This window comes from Maribacter sp., from assembly GCF_039974175.1.
Lineage (GTDB): Bacteria > Bacteroidota > Bacteroidia > Flavobacteriales > Flavobacteriaceae > Maribacter_C.
In genome coordinates this window covers 1354280-1376540 of record NZ_JBDWJN010000010.1, presented here as the reverse complement: position 1 = coordinate 1376540, position 22261 = coordinate 1354280, and the positions used below count along the sequence as shown (strand labels likewise).

At 40.7% G+C, this 22261-nt stretch carries 12 protein-coding genes; 5 read left to right on the top strand and 7 right to left on the bottom strand.

Going from position 1 to position 22261, the window contains the following annotated elements:
* The first annotated feature begins 6 nt into the window (after window positions 1-6).
* From ABJN95_RS15245 to fucP, 5 genes are all read left to right on the top strand, one after another.
* A complete protein-coding gene (locus tag ABJN95_RS15245; protein WP_348371476.1) occupies window positions 7-1659 on the top strand; it encodes an altronate dehydratase family protein in 1653 nt (550 codons plus the stop codon).
* A 101-nt stretch (window positions 1660-1760) separates the two neighbouring features.
* A complete protein-coding gene (locus ABJN95_RS15240) occupies window positions 1761-3221 on the top strand; it encodes a tagaturonate reductase (RefSeq protein WP_348371473.1) in 1461 nt (486 codons plus the stop codon).
* Window positions 3211-4038, top strand: coding sequence for an amidohydrolase family protein (locus ABJN95_RS15235; protein WP_348371471.1), 828 nt, complete (start codon window positions 3211-3213; stop codon window positions 4036-4038). Before ABJN95_RS15240 ends, ABJN95_RS15235 begins: the two co-directional genes overlap by 11 nt.
* An 89-nt stretch (window positions 4039-4127) precedes the next feature.
* The gene (locus tag ABJN95_RS15230; protein ID WP_348371469.1) at window positions 4128-4919 is read left to right on the top strand and encodes an SDR family oxidoreductase; all 792 of its coding nucleotides are present in this window, start codon (window positions 4128-4130) and stop codon (window positions 4917-4919) included.
* Window positions 4920-5008: 89 nt separating this feature from the next.
* Entirely contained in the window at window positions 5009-6346 is a 1338-nt protein-coding gene (fucP, locus tag ABJN95_RS15225; protein ID WP_348371468.1) for an L-fucose:H+ symporter permease, read from the top strand.
* 20 nt (window positions 6347-6366) lie between these two features.
* On the opposite strand, the gene ABJN95_RS15220 is transcribed toward fucP, so the two are convergent.
* The 7 genes from ABJN95_RS15220 to ABJN95_RS15190 all read right to left on the bottom strand — a co-directional run bounded on the left by ABJN95_RS15220 (window position 6367) and on the right by ABJN95_RS15190 (window position 21949).
* Complete coding sequence (locus ABJN95_RS15220; RefSeq protein WP_348371466.1) at window positions 6367-8034, bottom strand: sulfatase-like hydrolase/transferase; 1668 nt, start codon at window positions 8032-8034, stop codon at window positions 6367-6369.
* Window positions 8035-8068: 34 nt separating this feature from the next.
* On the bottom strand, window positions 8069-9595 hold the full coding sequence (locus tag ABJN95_RS15215) for a DUF1501 domain-containing protein (RefSeq protein WP_348371464.1): 1527 nt from the start codon (window positions 9593-9595) through the stop codon (window positions 8069-8071).
* A gap of 12 nt (window positions 9596-9607) precedes the next feature.
* Window positions 9608-12850: a DUF1553 domain-containing protein gene (locus tag ABJN95_RS15210; RefSeq protein ID WP_348371462.1), complete on the bottom strand. Its 3243-nt coding sequence runs from the start codon at window positions 12848-12850 to the stop codon at window positions 9608-9610.
* An 18-nt stretch (window positions 12851-12868) separates the two neighbouring features.
* On the bottom strand, window positions 12869-14176 hold the full coding sequence (locus ABJN95_RS15205) for a Gfo/Idh/MocA family oxidoreductase (protein WP_348371460.1): 1308 nt from the start codon (window positions 14174-14176) through the stop codon (window positions 12869-12871).
* 153 nt (window positions 14177-14329) lie between these two features.
* A complete protein-coding gene (locus ABJN95_RS15200) occupies window positions 14330-15844 on the bottom strand; it encodes a sulfatase-like hydrolase/transferase (RefSeq protein ID WP_348371458.1) in 1515 nt (504 codons plus the stop codon).
* Window positions 15845-15847: 3 nt separating this feature from the next.
* Window positions 15848-17668 (bottom strand): arylsulfatase, encoded by a 1821-nt coding sequence (locus ABJN95_RS15195; RefSeq protein ID WP_348371457.1) that lies wholly within the window; start codon window positions 17666-17668, stop codon window positions 15848-15850.
* Window positions 17669-17677: 9 nt separating this feature from the next.
* A complete protein-coding gene (locus tag ABJN95_RS15190) occupies window positions 17678-21949 on the bottom strand; it encodes a two-component regulator propeller domain-containing protein (RefSeq protein WP_348371455.1) in 4272 nt (1423 codons plus the stop codon).
* Between the last annotated feature and the right edge of the window lie 312 nt (window positions 21950-22261).

Genomic DNA, 22261 nt, shown 5'->3' with positions numbered 1-22261 from the left:
TATCAGATGAGTCAAACATTCCTAAGAATCCATCCGAAAGACAATGTTTTAGCAGCGTTGCGTGACATTGAGGAAGGAGATGAACTTTATTTTGAAGGCAATTCTTTTAAGGCTGTGGAGCGTATTTCTGCGAAACATAAATTCACTTTTCAAGAATTTGCCCAAGGAGACGAAATTGTCATGTACGGGGTTCTAGTGGGGGAGGCTACAAAGCCCATCGCTCAAGGGCAAAGCATATCGATGGACAATTGTGTACATGCCTCAATGGAGTATGCTGTGAGTTCAACACAGTACAGTTGGAAGGCACCCGATGTTACTAAATGGAAAGATACCACCTTTAACGGCTACCATAGAGCCGATGGCAGCGTAGGTACAGCGAATCAATGGCTTATCATTCCCATGGTTTTCTGTGAAAATCGCAATGTTGAGGTGTTGAAATCTGCCTTGCAAGAATCATTGGGCTACCATACCATGAGTGATTTTATGGTAGATACGAATACCTTGATCAAGGCGCACCAAAATGGTGCCTCCACAGATGAATTGATGTCTACTGAAATCATTAGAACGCCTGAAGACATCAAACAGAATAGGATCTTTCCAAACATAGATGGAATCAAATTCTTGACCCATGATGGCGGTTGTGGCGGCTTTCGTTTAGATTCGGAAACCTTGACCAGTCTTTTGGCTGGTTATATTACCAATTCCAATGTTGCCGGAGCGACTGTTTTGAGCTTGGGATGCCAAAATGCCGAGGTGAAGAACTTGTTGGAAAGTATCAATCAACGTGACCCAAACTTCTCAAAGCCACTACATATTTTAGAACAGCAAAAAAGTAAGAGTGAGCGTCACTTTATAGAAGAGGCGGTAAAAAAGACATTTTTGGGTTTAATAGAGGCGAATAAAACAGAACGGAAAGCTGCTCCCTTGCACCACTTAACTTTGGGTCTTGAATGTGGAGGTTCTGACGGTTTTTCAGGCATATCGGCTAACCCCGCTTTAGGCTATGCTTCTGACTTATTGGTTGCCTTGGGTGCCACAACGGTGTTGTCTGAATTTCCAGAATTGAATGGTGTAGAGCAAGAACTAATCAATCGCTGTGAATCTAAAGAAAACAAAGAAAAATTTGCGCATCTCATGGATACCTATGCTGCTAGGGCCATTGCTTTGGGTTCAGCTTTTAAAAACAATCCCTCACCTGGAAATATAAAAGATGGACTTATAACTGATGCTATGAAATCTGCCGGTGCAGCTAAAAAGGGGGGCACATCTTTGGTGACCGATGTTTTAGACTATACCGAAAAATGCACTAAAAAAGGACTCAATCTTTTGTGTACTCCTGGAAACGATGTGGAAAGTACAACTGGTCTTGCCGGTTCTGGCTGTAATATTATATGTTTTACTACTGGCCTGGGCACACCAACCGGAAACCCTGTCGCTCCGGTAATCAAAATGTCTAGCAACAATGTTTTGAGCGAAAAGATGAAAGATATTATTGATTTCAATACCGGAACTATTATTACGGGTGAAGATACTATCGAGTCAAAAGGAGAAGAACTCCTAGCATATATTATCAAGGTGGCAAGCGGAGAAGTAATTCCTGCTGCTGTGCGTCTGGCACAAGATGATTTTATTCCATGGAAACGGGGAATATCGTTATAAAGTAATACGGGCTTCAATGTATCACACACCATTGAGGCTGTCAATCTTTGGGTTCGGGAAGTAAAGCTTATCTCCATGATCCTGAACCCTAATGTTTATGCATGAAAAACTTAAACCGACAAGCAACGAATAATACAAAAAAACGGCCTCTCAAAGTGCTGCAGTTTGGTGGAGGCAATTTTCTTCGAGCTTTTGTAGATTTGATGGTACATGTTTTAAATCAGGAAACAGATTTCAATGCCGGAGTCGTGGTCGTTAAACCCACGGAAAGAGGTGATTATCAAATGCTAAAATCGCAAGATGGCTTGTTTACCGTAATTCTCGACGGAATTAAAAAGGGTATGCCAATAGCAGATATGACACTGGTCGATTGTGTTCAAGAAATTGTGAATCCCTATTCCGAGTGGGATGCCTATCTCGAATTGGCTAAAAACCCTGACATTCGTTTTGTTGTATCTAATACAACAGAAGCCGGAATAAAGTTTGATCCTGCCGATACATTTGAAGATATGCCGCCTAAAGAATTTCCGGCAAAACTGACGATTTGGTTGTATCAACGTTTTCAACATTTCGGCAATGATGTCTCCAAAGGTTGCATTCTTTTACCGTGTGAACTTATTGAAGACAATGGGGAAGCACTTAAAGCCGCCATAATGCAATATGCAGCACATTGGAATCTCGATGGCAATTTTGTGAATTGGATATATACAGCCAATTACTTTTGCAGCACCTTAGTTGATAGAATAGTTTCAGGCTATCCTGCCGAACGAGTCGTCAAAATTCAATCTACACTGGGCTATGAAGATAAGCTGTTGGTTGCAGGAGAATACTATCACAGTTGGGTGATTAAAGGCCCGGAGCTAGTAGCCAAAGAGCTTCCTTTTGACCAGACTGATTTGAATGTTGCCTTTGTTGATGATTTAACACCTTATCGAGAAATGAAGGTGCGTATTTTGAATGGTGCCCATACTTCAATGGTACCCGTAGGATATTTAGCGGGACTACGTTTGGTAAAAGATGTTATGGATGATGATGTGGTTAGCGGCTTCGTTGAGTCACTCTTGAGAAGGGAAAGCATCACGACCTTAAACTTTCCTGAAAGCGTCTTGAATAAATTCGTCGAAGATGTTTTAGATAGATTTAGAAACCCCTTGCTAAAGCATCAATTAATAAGTATATCGTTGAATAGTACTTCTAAATTTGTTGCTAGGTTGCTACCCAGCTTAACAGATTATTATATAGCTACTGGAAGTCTTCCACAACGAATAGTTTTCGGACTTTCAGCGCTCATTCGATTTTATAAAGGCGAATTCGGAGGAGAACGAATTGAACTGAAAGACGATGCTAAAATTTTATATTTCTTTGCGTCAAATTGGGAGAAATATGACAATAAAGAATTGAAAATGAATATTTTAGTAGGAATTATTTTGAGTAATACCTCAATTTGGGGAAAAGACTTAACTAAATTTGAAGGGATGGTAGAAACAATCTCTCAAAATATCCTTTCAATCGAAACTAATGGAGTGCTTGCAACTATAAAAAATTTACCAAATGATAATTGATTCACATCAGCATTTTTGGAAATATGAACCAATAAAACATGTCTGGATAGATGATGAGATGGCTGTCATACGTGACGATTTTTTACCGGCCGATTTACAAAAGGTATATACTGAAAACGGGGTTGACGGTTGTGTTGCAGTGCAGGCAGACCAAACCTTAGCGGAGACCGATTTTCTTTTAGATCTTTCATCTGAGCATGATTTTATTAAGGGCGTTGTAGGTTGGGCAGATTTGAGAAATGAGCGCATAGATCATGTTTTAGAGCGCTATCATTTGGAGAAAAAATTAAAAGGATGGCGTCATGTGGTACAAGGAGAACCCGATCATAACTTCTTGCTACGCCCTGATTTTCTAAGAGGAATTTCTTTTTTAGAAAAGTACGAGTATACCTATGATATTCTGATTTTTCCGCACCAATTGGGAGCTACCTTGGAATTTGTTAAACACTTTCCACATCAGAAGTTTGTTATCGATCATATCGCTAAACCCTATATCAAAGATGGCTTCTTCTATGGATGGGCTACTTTGATGAGAGAAGTGGCTAAGCATGAAAATGTACACTGCAAGATGTCGGGTATGATTACTGAAGCGGACTATAATAACTGGACTACAGAGCAATTGCATCCGTATATGAATTTGGTTTTGGAAGCCTTTGGAGCCGAACGTTTAATGTATGGATCTGATTGGCCGGTTTGTCTGGTGGCTGGAAATTATAGCGCCGTAAAAAACATCGTTAGTGATTTTATTCAGGCGTTAAGTACTTCCGAGCAAAAAGCAATAATGGGAGAGAACGCTGTTGCATTTTATAATTTGTAAATGGTAAGGCTGAGTATGGTGGTAAGGCTTCTTAACAATGTTGCCTTCGACCGCACCGGGCATGAAAATAGATTCAAAAAATTGATATCATGGATTTAGGTTTAAAAGATAAAATAGTAGTTATTACAGGTGCTGCGGGCAAAGAAGGAAGTATAGGGCATACCCTATTGCAATCGTTGGCTGACGAGGGGGCTATACCTGCTGTCATTGATAGAAACGATAGAGGTTATGGCTATGTTGACAAAATAAAACAGCAAGGAATTGATGCAATTTTCTGTAAGACCGATGTTACTAAGCCTGAACAGATTCAAAATGCAGTTGACACCATAGCTGCAAAATACGGTAGAATTGATGTTGTAATTAACAATGTTGGCGTCAATGACGGGGTAGGGCTCGATGCTTCCTATGCAGAATTTATGGATAGCTTGAAGTTGAATATGGTGAGTTATTTCTTGGTAGTAAAACACGCCTTACCATGGTTGAAAAAGGCGAAAGGGAATATTTTGAATATTGGTTCTAAAGTAGCATTAACGGGCCAGGGGAGAACCTCAGGCTATGCCGCTGCAAAGGGTGGAGTATTGGGTTTGACCAGAGAATGGGCGGTCGATTTGATTAAAGAAGGTATTCGTTCAAATGCTATTATCATTGCCGAAAGCTGGACACCATCATATGACACTTGGATCAAGACCTTGCCAGACGGAGCAGAAAAACTAAAATCCATTGTCAAGAAGATCCCATTGGAAAACCGAATGACAACGACCCAGGAAATAGCAGATGTATGTATGTTTACAATATCGCAACGATCTTCCCATACTACTGGGCAATTCATTACGGTCGATGGGGGTTATGTACATTTAGATCGTTCGCTTTTAACTGAATAAAATCATTTGTTTTAGTATTTAAATCAAATTGAAGCAATTGATGCACCGTATTTCGTAATTTTTGATGAACTAATTTAACCAACGACATCATGAACAAACCCTTGAAGATTCCGGTAGTACCCAAAAATCTATTGGTGCCCTTTATTGCGGCAACCTCCATTTTTGCGTTATGGGGTTTTGCAAATGATTTGACCAATCCTATGGTGGCTGCCTTTAAAAAGGTGATGGTGCTTTCCAATGCCGAAGCGTACAATGTACAATTCGCTTTTTACTTTGGCTACGGTGTAATGGCCATTCCGGCAGCTTTGTTTATACGGAAATTTAGTTATAAATCTGGTTTGTTGCTTGGTTTGGCCCTATATGCCATTGGGGCCATATTATTTTATCCGGCAGCGGAAAATGGTTCCTATAGTTACTTTTTGATCTCCCTCTTTGTAATCACCTGTGGCTTGGGGTTTTTAGAAACAACCTCTAATCCATTAATTCTCTCCATGGGAGATGCGAAGACCGCCACACAACGTTTGAACTTAGCGCAGTCGTTCAACCCTATAGGTTCTTTAACGGGTATGTTGATTGCCAAATTTGTAGTCTTAGATAGACTCCTTTCTGTAGCTTATGCTGATAGCTCTGAAATTGTCGCATTGGGTGCTGAAAAAGCAGCAGAAATCAAGGCTTTCGATTTGAGCGTAATTAGCGTTCCGTATATCGCAGTGGGACTGTTTGTTGCCTTGGTGTTTTTTGTGATTTGGAAGACAAAAATTCCGGCAATGAGCATGGGCGACCATCTTTCAATTCGCGAATCAGTAAAAAGAATTTTCAAAAGTAAAACATACCTAATGGGAGTAATCGCCCAGATGTTTTATGTGGGCGCTCAGATTATGTGCTGGACGGCGATTTTTCAATTGGTAGAATATTTGAATGAATCTTCTGGTTTGGGCATAGACGCAACGTGGTGGAATATAGCAGCAATGATCTCTTTTGTGACAACAAGATTTATAGGAACTGCTTTGATGCGTAAAATAAATCCGGCCAAAATGCTGGCTATTTTCGGTATCGCCGCCGCCACTATGTGTGCTGGAGTTATATTCTCAACAGGATTGATGAGTGTAGTATTCCTCGTTTTGGTTTCGGTATTCATGTCCATTATGTTTCCTACCATTTACGGCTTGGCGCTGCGTAATATGGGCGAAGAGGCAAAATTAGCTTCCTCAGGACTTATTATGGCCATCGTTGGTGGTGCCCTGCTGCCAAAGTTACAAGCAAGAATTATGGATTATGGCGACGAAGTAAACGGACAAGAGGTTTTCGGAGATATAGTCACCGGAGGAATTCCTGAAATTCACTTTTCGTTTATACTGCCCATGATATGTTTACTATTTGTAGCCTTTTATGGTTTATATGCACATAAGATTACGAGAACGAACTGAATTTTACCTCGCGTCTTGTACTATTTGGGTTCAATAAGCAGGCTACGCTCAGCTTCACTATCGACAGTGTATCGTAAAACTTTTGGGGGTTCAGCTCCACGGGCATATGCAATTTCCTTGCTCCACACGTACCGCATTTTTTGAAGCACATCGAGATACGCTTGGTCAGAAGCTAGATTTATCGTTTCATCAGGGTCTTTTTTAAGATGGAATAGCTCTTCGTAAAGTGGTACTTCGCCGTGAACAGGACCTTCGATAAACAATCGATACTGTACGATTTGTTGGTCATGTACCCCGTAAAGCATATTTTTAATGGGAATACCTAAAGTCTTGGCCGTTTCAATCTGCTGCAATGCTGACGGATTTTCATTTTTGTAGTAGCGAATGTATTTCCATTCCATATTTTGAACGGCTTCGCATCTCGGATTTCCAAAAGATGTAGACCATAGGTTTTCTGTATATAAATAGGACCGTACCGAATTTTCTTCTTGTCGCAATAGCCCTGACAAATCTTTTCCTTGATAACTATTCGGAATAGGAATACCTGCCATGGCAAGTAGAGTAGGGGCAATATCAATACTTTGCACCAAGGCATCAGAGCTTTTTCTCCGACTTGACATGCTAGCCTTTGGGTCAAAAATTAGTAGGGGAACGTGGGTTGTTATCTCATAGCATAATGCTTTTCCACCGAGACCAAATTGACCCCCAAAAAGCCCATGGTCAGAGGTAAAAACGATAATTGTATTCTTATCCAATTGCTGTTTTTTAAGCATTCTTCGTAATTGACCAATTAAACGGTCTATACCAGTCATGGCTTGCATTTGGCGTACGGTACGTTCCCTATAGCCTCTAGGGGTGTCAACCCAGTTATAACTAGTTTGACGGTCTTTGGAATGATGAATCTCAAGGGGTAGTTTTGGCGTGGTTATATCGACTTTGGCGATATAATTCTTGGGAAGAGGAATCTCTTGATCGCGATACAGACTGCGATAAATTTCGTCATCGGAAGGTTTCAATTGCATGCTGCTAGTTCCATTGCCATGAGGGAGATTAAAGCTCACCGAAAGCATAAACGGTTTGTCTGGCGGTCTTTGGTCAAGAAATTTGACAGCACCCTCTAAGGTTTCCTCATTGGAAAGAAAATCTTTAATTCCTTCTGCAATAACTTCGACCTGCGTATCAGATTTAGCTCCTTTAAAAATCTCATGAATACTTTTTGGATAAAAACTCAAATGCCCATGACCCGCATACCAATAGTCAAAACTCTTTTCCATGAGTCCGCTCGAATAGCCTCCTTCTCCAACCGGAACATGGTTTTTTCCGATCCAACCCGTAAAATATCCATTTTTTCGCATGACAACAGGGTAACTGGTATTCCATCCTTCTATTGACATACTAGTACCTGAGTTAAAATTGATCCCATGTTTTCGTTCGAATTGACTGGTCAAAATGCTCGCCCTACTAGGAGTGCAGATGGCACTGGTAACATGCGCATTAGTAAAAAGTACTCCATCAGAAGCCAATTTATCGAGGTTAGGGGTTTGAACGATGCTATTTCCTGTACAACCCATCAATCCGTACTGTTGGTCATCGGTAAGGATAAAAATAAAATTGGGTTGCTCTTGTGCTGCCAGGTCTCCCAATGATATCAAGAGCACAAGGGTCAAAAGCTTAGTTAACGACCGCATTGTTGTCATTTTCGGGTAGCAATTAAATAGTTACTTAAGATAATATATCTTTTACCACATGGCCGTGTACATCGGTTAAGCGATAACGACGACCTTGATGTTTGAAGGTTAGGCGCTCGTGGTCGATACCAAAAAGGTGCATTAAAGTGGCATGAAAATCATGTACGTGTACTGGGTCTTTAATCACATTGTAGCTAAAATCATCAGTCTCCCCATAGGTGAAACCCTGTTTAACTCCAGCTCCTGCCATCCACATGGTAAAAGCTTTTGGGTGGTGATCGCGGCCGTAGTTTTCGGGTGTGAGTTGGCCCTGTGAGTATACGGTACGACCAAATTCCCCACCCCAAACTACCAGCGTATCCTCAAGCATACCGCGTTGTTTTAAATCTTTGATTAAAGCGGCGTTGGCTTGGTCAGTTCGCAGACATTGTGCCTTAACGCCCCCTGGGCAGTAACTGTGCTGGTCCCAACCTTGATGGTACAATTGCACGAATTTTACATCTTTTTCTAAGAGTTTTCGTGCCATAAGGCAGTTTGCGGCATAGGTACCTGGGTCTCGGCTATCTTCGCCATACATATCAAAAATATACTCAGGCTCATCAGACATATCAGTTACCTCAGGAACCGAGGTTTGCATACGGAACGCCATTTCATACTGTGCCATTCGGGCTTGAATTTCAGGGTCGCCATACGCATCGTGTTGTACATCATTCAATTTTCCAAGATAATCTAACATTTGCCTTCTGTCGTTACCATCATAATTCTCTGGGTCACTCAAGTACAATACAGGGTCTTTGCCAGAACGGAATTGCACCCCTTGGTGCTCGGTAGGTAAAAAACCATTACCCCACAATCGCGAATACAAAGGTTGTCCGCCCATATTTTTGGTAATCAAAGTGATGAAAGTAGGAAGATTTTCATTGTCAGAACCCAGGCCGTAACTCAACCAAGCCCCTATAGAAGGTCTACCTGGTAGCTGATTTCCAGTCTGCATAAAGGTAATAGCTGGGTCATGATTGATCTGGTCGGTTTGCATCGATTTGATAAAACACAATTCATCAACCACCTCTGCAGTGTAGGGCAATAACTCACTCGCCCAAGTGCCTGATTGTCCATATTGCTTAAAGTCAAAAATAGATGGTGCCATAGGAAAACTGGTCTGTTCGGCGCTCATCGCCGTTAGGCGTTGTCCTTGACGAACAGAATCGGGTAAGTCTTGCCCAAACATATTTTTTAGTTTGGGTTTATAATCCCACATTTCAAGTTGCGAAGGCCCACCACTTTGAAATAGATACACAATTCGCTTGGCTTTGGGCAAATGATGTGGAAGTCCGAGATGATTTTTATGATATGACTTTAGGATTGCATCGGCATTTGAAGCATCAATAGCACCCATTTTGACTTTGGCAAAAGCCTTATCGGCTTGTAACAAAGAACCCAATGCAATGGCACCCAGTCCCATAGAAGTCTTTGTCAAAAAGTTGCGGCGATCCAGTTGACGTTCTATTTCCTGGAGGTCTCTATTGTTCGATCTTAAGATTTCATCGTGTTTATGACACATCTGTTATTCGTATTATCGTTTCGTTATTGCTGCATCTGAATTGATGATTGTGCTTGCCACTACGGCGTTTGACGCTACCAATGCCTCATCTTGGTCATTCGAAATCCGGAATTCACCGGAATTTAACCAGCCTTCCGTTTTCTGCTTGTTGGTCTTGAACTTTTCATACTCTTCCATTCTTAAATCGGCTAAGAGCTCCAATTCCTCATTTTGAATTGTTCTACCAGTTAGTTTTTTGAATGTATCTGCGATTGCCGCCTTGGGATCAGAATAGTGTAGCATCTGATAACCTAAAACACGGGAAGCTTCCACATAGGTTGGGTCGTTCATCAATACCAAAGCCTGCAGTGGGGTATTTGTTTCTTGTCGCCGTACAGCACAAAACGAACGCTCTGGAGCATCAAAGGTGGCAATGGTAGGATGCGGCACAGAACGCTTCCAAATCGTATACATGCTTTTTCGATATAACTTTTCCCCCTTGTCTTCTTCATAGGCAGCTCCATTGATCTTCCAAAGTCCGGCAGGTTGATAGGGTTTTACACTTTTACCACCGATTTTTCGGTTTAGTAGTCCAGAAGCCAATAAGACATTGTTACGCAACATTTCCCCAGTCAACCTTCTTGACGGGCCTCTTGCCAAGAGCCTATTCGCTTTATCCTTTGACATTAACTCCGCTGTCGATAAAGAAGATTGCCGGTAGGTGTTAGACATCACCATAATTTTGTGCAAGGCTTTTACATCCCAACCCGATTCTATAAACTGAACCGCCAACCAATCTAATAAGGCAGGATGACTAGGTAATTCTCCTTGGTTTCCAAAATCTTCAACCGTACGAACGATTCCTGTTCCGAAAATGTTTTTCCAATAGCGATTCACCGTTACCCTTGCGAACAAGGGATTGTTTTTTTGTGTCACCCATTTAGCCAAACCTAATCGGTTTTTTTCAAGACTATCAGGAAATGCAAGTATCTTATCGGGAGTATTCGGATAAACTTGTTCACCATATTGATCGTATAATCCACGCTCAAGTACAAAGGTCTCACGTGGTTTATCCATCTCTTTCATAACCATGATTTCCTGTACCCGTTCTGCACTATCAACCTGATTTCTCCTTACTTTTTCAAGCTCCTTCAATGAGTTCCGGAAGGCCTTAGACCGTACGTTCAAGAAATAGTTTTTCAGTTGGTTTTTATCCTTTTCAACTAAAGCATTCTGGTTTTTAGTTAATAGGGTTTCTACCATTTTTGGGTTTGCTACTTGACCAACTTCAAGCGCTGTCAATTCTTTGGTAAAAACCAAAATGTCATCTACTACGGCTCCCCCTATGCCTTTTCCACGCCACCGAGCCCCAATGGCTAATCCTGGTTCGATGGGATGTTGATAAATAAAATCTTCGTAGGAGTTGAAAATAATATCCTTGTAAAGATTGTCAACGTCAACCTGGGTTTCCAGTGCTTCACCATCCATATATATTTTCAGACCTTCAGCTTTGCTAGAACCATCATAGGTCATGGTAAGTTGTACCCATTTCTCCTTGGGAACCTCTTTGGCACTCAGTTCAACTATAGCGTTATCAGGCCAAACATGGGCCATTATTAATTCTAACTTATTCTCTTTTAGCGAGAGTTGATAACCGCGATAGCTATGCAAGCGGGTACCAAAATTTTTATGAAAAATAACGCCATTTTCCAAATCTTCTGGTAGATGCACGCGAATGGCAACGCTAAAGGGTTCATTACGCCGAAAAATGCCAATAGGTTTCAAATCTAGCCAGGCATCGCCGTCCAATTCTAACCCTTTGCCCGTATGCCCGTTCACCAACTTTGCGATTTGCTTTGGAGCAAATTGACGGTCCATTTTTCCTTTTTGGGATGGATTTAAAGAATTATCTAGGCTTCCGTTTTTGAAATCTATTTTGGCGACTAGGCCACTTGGGGTGCCTTTCGGATTGATTTGCTTATATCCTTCTGACGCGATCCATGATTTGAACTTTTCATTTTCATTCTTTGCCACCTCAGTAAGGGTGTTTTCTTTTTCCGATATGAGGGTATCTACATACTCCATAAATGCTGACTGTTCTTCTGTAGGAAGCTGCATGTTGGGCACAGGCATTGACCAATCCCATGGAATCTGACCCGATTCATTCACATTATTAAAAAAACTATACATCTCATAATAGTTTTTCTGTGAAATCGGATCGAACTTGTGGTCATGGCATTTGGCACAAGCCATGGTAAGGCCCAAAAAAGCTTCGCTCACTACATTAGTTCGGTCAGCAACATATTCTGAACGGAACTCCTCGTCTACAATTCCACCCTCAAGATTTTGGGGGTGTAGTCGCCCGAAGGTAGTAGCCAAAATTTGTTCTTTAGTCGAATTCGGCATCATATCACCGGCTATTTGCCACCTTACAAATTCATCATAGGGCATATTTTCTCGGAAAGCTTTTATGACCCAATCACGCCATGGCGAAACATCACGATAACGGTCTACGGTATAGCCATGGGTATCTGCATAGCGCGATAAATCCATCCAATCTAAAGTCATCTGCTCCGCAAAATGCGGTGACGCCAACAAACGGTCGACTTGTTTTTCGTAGGCATTGGGAGAATCGTCTTTTACGAAGGCATCAATTTCTTCAAGAGTTGGAGGCAAACCAGTTAAGTCAAAAGATAATCTTCTTAGAATAGTTTCTTTGCTGGCAAGTGCACTAGGTTCTAAACCCTCAAGATCAAGTTTAGACAAAACGAAATTGTCAATTGGGTTACCGACTTTATCAGCCCATTTAACTGTAGGTAGTTCTTTTTTTGCTGGAGGAATAAATGCCCAATGGTCCTTGTATTCGGCACCATCTTCAATCCATCGTACCAACATTGCTTTTTCATAGTTGGTCAAAAAGAGATGGGTCTCTGGGTCTGGCATCATCATTTCAGGGTCTTCACTCAGAATGCGTTCAACCAATAAACTCTTTCCAGCATTGCCAGGAACTATCGCATATGCGCCAGGTGTATTCTCCGATCTTTTATAGGCCAAGTCTGGAAGATGCAGTTGCAGGCCTGCTGATATTTTGTTCTCGTCAGGACCGTGGCACAAATAGCACTTATCTGAAAGAATAGGTTTTACATGTTGATTAAAGTCAATTTCGGCGGGAAGCTTTTCATAAGCAAGTTGCACTTCTTCTGGCATATTCGGTCCACCGCAGGAAGTCAATGCAATTGCACTGACGAAGAGTATGTAAATTAATTTTTTGGGCATTATATACTTTGCGTGTTTTTAGAACTTCCTATACTTTCTTTTTTTCATCTTATTCGCCTCCTTGTCATCAATGAATTTTTCCTGTTCAGGGTTCCAATCTAAGGGTCTGCCCAGCTGGTATGCAATATTGCAAATATTTCCAACAGAGGCTGAACGGTGCCCTATTTCTACATCGCAAATAGGACGACTTCTATTTTTTATGGCGTCTAACCAATTTTGATAGTGATTTCCACGTGATTCATTGAGTATGGTATTCGAAGCTTCAAGTTCAGCGGTCAAAATATTTGCGGGGTTGGTTTCAAGATACTGTCGGCTAACATCTAAGGTGCCTTCGCTTCCAATAAAACGAACACCCCAACCACGACCGAAATCTTCATGAATCAATTCAATTCCATTTTCGTAAACCATGCGCATACCCCGAACGGCATTTCGGTCTTTTGGCGGTTCAAAACGAACTGGGCCTGAACGATCCATTCCTAATCCCCATTGGGCAATGTCAAACATATGGGCTCCCCAATCGGTAAGGATACCCCCGCCCGTTTCTCTAAACTTTCGCCAATCTGGAAAAAATTTCTCGCTCGTTGGTGGCGAAAGGCGATAATTGTAAGGTAAGAGAGGAGCCGGGCCGCACCACCCATTCCAGTCTACTTCTTTCGGAACTTCTTCCGAAGCCATGTTAAAAGGTATAGCAGGGTCTCCAACATTCACCAACACTTTGCTTACTTCGCCGATATATCCTTTACTAACCAAATCAACGGCTTTCTGGAATTTTTGCCAAGAGCGCTGCATACTGCCCACCTGTAAAACTGCACCAGTTTTGTTCGTAGTCTTTACCATATCGATGCCCTCTTTGACAGTCAAGGTCATCGGTTTTTCACAATAAACATCTTTACCAGATTGCATGGCTGCTATAGCTTGAATGGCATGCCAATGGTCTGGCGTTGCAATGATTACAGCATCAACATCGGGTCGGGCCAAAAGTGCCTGATAGTCTCTTGTCGTAGAAACTGCTGTATAACCAGTCTGCTTGCGTTTGTCGGCATATACTTTTTCCACATGGTTTTTAAACCATGCGTTTTTCGTTGTCCAAACATCGGATCCGGCTACTATCTGCGCATTGGTATTTTCGGTAAAGGCTCGGGCCAAACCAGCACTTTGTTTCCCCAAACCAATAAAACCCAGGTTGATTTTATCATTGGGAGCAACAAAACCTCTTCCTAGTACATGTCTTGGCAGTATAGTAATTGCGCCTACGGCAAGGCTTGTACGTTTTAAAAATTTTCTTCTGCCCTTAGCTCTGTTAGTTGCCTTTTTTAGATGTTCCATAGTAGTTACATGATTGCTTGATTAAAGATACGATTTTAGAGAGGCAGTATCAATAGCTTTTAACCTGCAAGATATTGACATGTACACTAGCATATTACGACACACGTCTCAATGTGAGATACAAATGATTAAAGCAAACCTAAGCACGTATTTCTAATTGTTTGCCACAGCTATTTCATAGACGCTGCTCAAATCAAGCGGGTCATTCAGTTGCTTTTGCAGTTGTTGCAAATCTTTAAAAAGTTGCGCTATCTTTTCGTGGTATGCTGAATTTGTGGCTAAGTCGTTCATCTCCTCCGGATCGTTCACCATATCAAACAGTAAGACTTTGTTTAACTTTGGATAAACAATTAGTTTAAACCCTTCTTTTCGAATCATGCGTTGGTAGTTGATGTACCCATTGTAAATAGCATCATAATGACTTTCAGACCGGCTCCCATCTACCAGATCTAGAACGCTATTGAAGAAGACATAATCTGGTTTTTTCACACCCGCCAACTCTAGGCTCGTGGCCATGGCATCCTGTAAATAAATATCCGTATCGATTTTTTTATCCCTTGGAATATCTGGACCAAGTATCATAAACGGCGGTCTAATACTGTGGTCAAACTGCGTTTGTTTTCCGAGAAGCCCGTGCCGGCCCATTGCCAAGCCATGATCGGAGGTAAAAATGATATATGTATTGTCCATTTTTCCAGTTGTTTCTAATCCGTCAAGAATGGCACCAATTTGATCATCCAAATGCGTTATTAACGCATAGTATTCGCTGATATGTGTCTTTACAGCATATGGTGTCCTCGGGAAAGGGGCCAATGCCTCATCACGTAGATCTTGCCCGTTGCCGATACTATCTTTAAAGGGGTACATAGGGAGGTAACTTACGGGAAGACTTATATTTTCAACCGCATACATATCAAGGTATTTCTGCGGTGCTTGCCGCGGGTCGTGCGGTGCGTTGAATGCCAAATACATAAAGAAAGGTTTGTCGCTTTTTTTCGTTTGATCAATGAAACTTAAGGCATCATCTTTAAGCACTTCACTCCAATGCTTACCACCTTGCCAAAAACCTCCAAAGTCTTTATTTGTTGGTGTCCAAAGTGTATCATTTTCATTCAGCGGGCGATTGTAGCCAATTGCCCTTATTTCTTCTTCCGAGCTACCTTCTGTTATCATGGTATTTATATGAGGTATAGTACCTTGGTGACTCCATGCATCGCGCGGCATACCGGGCCTTATGTGGATCACATTTTGAAATAGGCTATCTGCAGGAGCATCAACGTGCCATTTTCCGGTCATGTAGGTATCATAGCCTGCAGTTTCCATGAGCTTACTCCAAGTTTTGTCAAAATTCTTATTTTCTTTCCAACCTTCACGGAAGTTGTCTACATCCCAAACGCTCCTACCAGAAATTATCATCGCTCTCGAAGCAGCACAAACCGCACCGTTCCAAGCCCCCATATTGTAAGTGTGTGTGAAGGTGGTACCTTGATTTACCAACCGGTCTAAGTTTGGCGTTTGCACCTCTTTATTACCTAGGGCATTGATGGCAGTGTAGGTCAAATCATCAGCAAAAACGAAAACAATATTTGGTTTTTTTAGTACTTCTTTTTCTTCAGATTTACATCCGAATACTAGTATCAAGATGAGTAGATAGTGTACCTTCTTCATATGTTATAACTTTTCAATTGCTGTATAATAGGAGGGAATTGAAGTGCCATCTTGCAGCACAAATTTACTTTGTAATTCGTAACTCCCTTTCGAAAGTTTTGCTTCTACCGTTAGGAAATTTGCATTTTCTTTTGCAAAAGACTCGACCTTTGTAGATCCAATTTCAACCAAAGCGCTAACAGGCTTTATAACTTTCCCTTCAGGTAGCTCGTCAACGAAGTCTGTATGCAAGACTTGCGGAGGAGCAGCGTCTAGCGCTAAATCGGATTCGGGAGCATATCGGTATAGTTTGAATTGATATGTTCCGTCTTCAACCACATTGATACTATAAAAACCATTTGGTTGGGTTTCTCCCTTCCGAATCTGCACCTGATTCCAAGGCAAATTATCTGAAGTATGCATATCATGTATAGTGATTAATACGCGATTGGCTTTTTTATCTCCGATAGGTATTTCAGCATAACGAATATCGGATTTCAAGCTTTCCCACCAATCGTCATAAAAAGATTGCATTTTCAGTACTCTATTTGGATGTTGTTCGGCAATGTCATTTTGCTGCCCAGGGTCGTCAACGGTATTGTATAGCTCAATTCCATTTACCAAACGCCATGGCCCTTGCATTACGCTAGGATTTCTACCTTTTTCTGGCAATTGGTTGCGTTGTGTATCGACTACAAGCATTCTATTAGAATCTTTCGTTTCTCCTTTTAGTACAGATACCATGCTTTTACCATCTAAAGGTTTTTTAGCTGCAAATGGAATGTTCGTCAATTCAGCCAAAGTGGGCAAGAGGTCTACATGGGCCATAAGTTCATTGCTTTTGGTCTTTTGTTGAATAGCGCCATTTGGCCAACTTATAAAGAAGGGTACCTTATGTCCGCCCTCATAGTGACTTCCTTTGGTTCCTCGCAATCCTGCGTTATATCCTAATGTTTCTTTGGTATCTTTTTGATACCGTATGCCCGCAGCTGTTCCATTGTCTGTGGTGAAAATGATAATGGTGTTATCGAATTGTTCCGTCTTCTTTAAATGAGCAACAAATTTTCCAAAGTTATCATCGATGTTTGAGATCATTCCATAGAACCTTTTCTGAATTTCGCTTAACGAAGCCGACTCATACATTTTTGCATATTCTTCGGGAACGTTAAATGGTCCATGTGCAGCATTGAGCGCGAGATATAGAAAGAAAGGTTCCGTTTTAGGTTCTCTGGTATAAGCAATGGCTTCATTAAACCAAACATCGGTACAATAACCCGAGGTTTTTTCTGGCGTTCCATTTCGAAAATAAATATCATCGAAATAGTCATTGTTCCAATAATCAGGAGTTTGTTGCACCCCGCCCCCGCCGTGGTAAAACGCTTTTTGGAAACCCCTATCGTGCGGCCTAAAAGGGTAGTTATCTCCCAGGTGCCATTTACCCAACATTGCCGTTTTGTAACCATTGCGCTGAAATACTTCTGGCATAGTTTCCTCGTCTTCCAGAAGAATAGAACAACCGGCGATGGTGTGCCAAGCGTTGTTTCTATTCGCGTTTCTACCGGTCATGATGCCTGCTCTGGTTGGGGCGCAGGTAGTACCGACATGAAAATTAGTAAGTTCTAAAGATTGTTCGGCAAAAAGGTCTAGATGGGGGGTCTTTACAATAGGGTTGCCGTGATAAGAGAGATCTCCATAACCCTGATCGTCAGTTAAAATGACAATGATGTTAGGCTTTTTGGCAACTTTTACTGTTTCACTTTTAGTTCCAGACTTTTGCTCACCACAAGAAAGTAGGAGTAGCGAGAGACATAATAAGATTGGTTTTATTGCTTTGGTTAAGGTCATTTTTGTAGACTAAATTTTAATAGGTTTTCTTTCCGCCTTTCGCTTGGCCACATATTCGCTAGGGATAACTCCAAACTGCTTTTTAAAGCATTTTGAAAAATAAGAAGCGGTATTAAAACCGGTCATATACATAATTTCTTTCACAGAAAGGTCGCTTTGATCAAACAGTTGTACTGCCCTTTTTAGGCGGATATTACGTATAAATTCACTTGATGACAACCCAGTAATTTCTTTGAATTTCAAATAGAGATTGCTTCTGCTGTGTCCCATTTCCTTTACCATCATCTCAACATTGAAATCGGTATTGGTCATATGCTTTTCAACAATTTCGATGGCCTGTTGTAAGAATAGCTCATCTGTGGAGGTCACGGTAACCTCTTTGGGTTGCAAGGTGATTTCGCGATTGAAGCGTCGGCGCAAATCTTCACGCTGTTTTACGATATTATTTAGCTTTAGCTGTAAAAGCTCAATGTCGAATGGCTTCCTAATATAATCATCGGCACCATTTTGTAGTCCCTCTACCTCACTTTCTTGTGATGATTTGGCGGTAATCATTATCACCGGAATATGACTGGTAACCGTCTTGGTTTTAATTTTTTCACAAAGCTCCAAGCCATCCATTATAGGCATAACCACATCGGTTAGTATAATATTGGGAACAATTGATAGTGCCATTTCAAGACCCTGCTTTCCATTTTCCGCCTCATGTATGGTATATTGATCATCAAGCGTATTTTTGATAAAGGAACGAATATCAGGATTGTCGTCGACGACCAATAAGACCGGTGACTTTGATCTGTTATTTGATAATTCCGTATCTAAAATTTCATCGTTCAAACTAACCGCAAACGACTCTGCTACCGAGGAACGCATTTTAAAATCACTTTCAGTTTCCTCTTTAATCGTAATTTCTTCGATGTCTTCATAGCTTTCCCTAGCAATTGGCAATGCTATAATGAAATTGGTCTCTACGTTGGGTTCACTCACTACCGTTATCTTTCCTTGATGGAGTTCTACCAGGTTTTTTACAAACGATAGCCCTATGCCCGCGCCGTTAAGGTTTTTCTTGCTTTTATCTTGCTCCACGTAAAATCTTTCGAAAATATGGGAAACATTTTCAATCGGAATACCAGCCCCAGAATCCTTTACTTGTACAATCACATAGGAGGCTAGATCTTGCTCAAGTGCTAGAAGTTCTCCGACAGAGTCGTTAGCTCCTTCACTAATCTCGACGGCTATTTGACCAAATTCTGGTGTAAACTTGAAGGCATTGGATAACAAATTGTTCATGATTTTTTCAAGTGCCTCATGATCAAACCAACTAAGGATGCCTTTTGGGGTAGCCGTTACATTAAAATCTATACCTCTTTTATGCGCTGTAAATTGGAACGGCTCACCAATTTCCTTAATAAACGATACGATGTCACTATTGCGCACTACCAAACGCAGTTTCCCCTGTCCCATTTTTCTGAAATCAAGAAGTTGATTGACCAAACGCATCAAGTAATCTGTATTTTTTTGCATAAGGTTATATTGTTCACTTGCCTTCTCAGGAGATAATTGGTCTCCTTTTTTCTTTAGATATTCTAAAGGTCCCTTTATTAGGGTGAGCGGGGTTCTGAACTCATGGGATATATTTGTAAAAAATTCTAATTTCATCTGTTGCATATCCTCGTACTTTTCTTTTTCGAGATGTTCAAGCTCCAAGCTATGCTTTTTGGTGGTTTTAATTATGGTGAATTTCCGATATGCGAAGAGACCAAGAATACCCAAAAGACCATATAAAAAATACGCCCATTTGGTTTGCCAGAAGGGGGGTACAATAGTAACTTTTATTGAAGAAGGAGTTTCATCCCATAAGCCGTCATTGTTTGATGCCCTAACCTTTAATGTGTAATCACCAGGTTCAAGGTTGGTATATGTAGCAAAACGCTTGCTAGAACTAGTGTTTATCCAATCTTTGTCGAAACCTTCGAGCTTGTATGCAAATTTGTTCTTTTGCGGAGCGGCATAGTGCAACGAAGCAAATTCAAATGAAAAGCTGTTTTCCCAATGCTTTAATTTGATTTCATCAGTATCGATAAGTGGTTTTTCAAGAACCACCCTTTTATTAAACTCTTCGTCAATGGCCACCGATTCGTTGAAAATGGAAAAATTCGTAAGTACTGTTTCGGCGGTCAAGGTATTTTCTTTAATGTTTTCAGGATAAAAAGCATTAAAACCATTGATGCCGCCAAAAAGCATTTCTCCATCTGTTCTTTTTAATGCCGCTAACTCTTGAAATTCGTTGCTTTGTAAACCGTCGTTTACATCGTAATTTTTGAATTTTTTGGTGACGGGGTTAAATCGCGATAATCCCTGATTGGTCGACAACCATAAATTCTCATAGTCATCTTCCAAGATTCCTTTAATTACGTTGTTCGGCAGGCCATCTGTCTCCGTAAAAGACATAAAAGAACCTCTTGCATTAGATGATGAGGGAATATATTTTGACAATCCCCCACCAAAAGTGCCGATCCATAAATCTCCTGCCACACTTTCGTACAAGGCCAAAATATAATTGTGGCTTAAGGTGTTTTTATCTCCTGCTAGGTTTTTGAAAACATCGAATTTCGGATTTTCACTATTGCGCTCTTTTACAGAAAGTCGAGACAAGCCGTCAGCGGTTCCAACCCAAATATTACCTCTTACATCTTCATAAATACTCCTGATAATATTGCTTGATAGACTGTTGGGGTCAGATTCTTGCTTTTTAAAAGTGGTTTTTACATAATCTTTACCGTTCTTATCTGGTGCCCACCTGCTGAGCCCTCCACCATAGGTGCCTATCCAAATGTTTTGTTCACTATCAGTGAGCAAAGCAAATACGCTATAACTACTACCTTGTATCGGTTTTATATCGCTTTCCTTGATGCTTTTTGGGTTTGTAATATCAAGTTCAAATAAAGCCGGTGTACCTTCTGCACCTATGAATAAGGTCTTTTTACCATTCTGCATGGTTTCTGTTATGGCAAATGCTCTTGAAATGGCGTCAAAGGTTTGAAAATCACTGTATTTTCTGACTTCATCTACTTTTATTTGCATGTTGAGGCCACCGCCTTCTGTACCTACCCACAAGGTTCCATTGCTATCTTCAAAGAGAGATCTTATTTTATCATAGCTAAGACTATTCGGATGCAAGGTTTTTCTAATATGGTCAAATTGCTTTCGCTTGGGATCAAATTTGTTCACTCCGCCACCGTTGGTGCCAATCCAAATAATACCTGTTTTATCTATGGTAAGTGACTTAATAATATTCTTGCTTATGCTATTGCTTTCCAAAGGGTTATAGGTGAAAGTCTTTAAGTAATTCGGTAATTTGGAATCAGAAGAATTTTGGAAAAGTAACAGACCTGAATTGGTGCCACACCAAACATTTTGACTTTTATCAACTATAATATCGTTAAAATAACCATCATATATTTTAACGAGTTTATCATTCTTACCGTTTCTTTTTTGAGTGTACATGCCGTCAATGGTACCAACAATCAAACGACCATCTATATCTTCTGCGATGCTGGTTACCGTAACATCTGTTAGTCCCAGGTCGTCATTGATACTCTTGAAGTAAAGGGCCCCATTTTGATCTCGCGATAACTTGAATAAGCCCCCGACACCCCCAACCAGAAGTTGATTTTTACCATTTTCAAAGATGGCATATATGCGGCGCCCATCCCAATTGGGCGAAAACGGCTCAGGCTCGAAATCGAAAGAATGAAATGCAGCGCTATCAATTGGTTTATTGAGATCTAACATGTTCATACCCTTATTTGTACCGACCCATAAGCGATCTTTTCGATCTTTGAAAATGGTCGATATGTGATCATCACTAATACTGAGTTGGTTTTCCTTGTTATGTGTAAAGGATCTGAATTTTTCAGTAGCTCTATCAAAATAATTTAGGCCGCTTCCGGTTGTAGCAATCCATAGGTTTCCTTTTTTATCTCCCACAATATCGAAGATAAGATTGCTGTTAATGCTGCCGGCTTTGTTCGGGCTAGGGTTATACACTGTAAATTCATAACCGTCATATTTGTTTAGACCATCGTGTGTGGCAAACCACATAAACCCCTGATAATCTTGATAAATTGCATTAATATCACTTTGGGAAAGACCATCCTCAGTGGTAAGATGGTCAAAAAATATATTGTCTTGAGCCCGAATACCGTTGAGAATGCTATTGAGCAGTACAAATACAATGGCAAGTTTATAAATCAATCTATGCGCGACTTTCTCCTTCATTCGTATTTTCTCTAGGGAATTAAATATACCAAATTATAATCTTCATACTGGCCTTTCAATTTTTCAACATTCTTTTGGCTATTGTTTTTAACTTCTTTGACTGGCACAGCACACCAAAGTTGAAAATTCCAATTTAATCTCTAACTTAAGTCAATCGATAGCATTTTTTAATCGGAAATGGTTTTGTGAGTAGAACAAATGGTTTATGCATTAAGCTGGTTTCCTAGTATTATGTAATTTATGACTTGGTCGTGACAAGAAAAATTTTACAAAAGCGGTATTTACGAAGTGATTTTTTCTTTATAACTTACA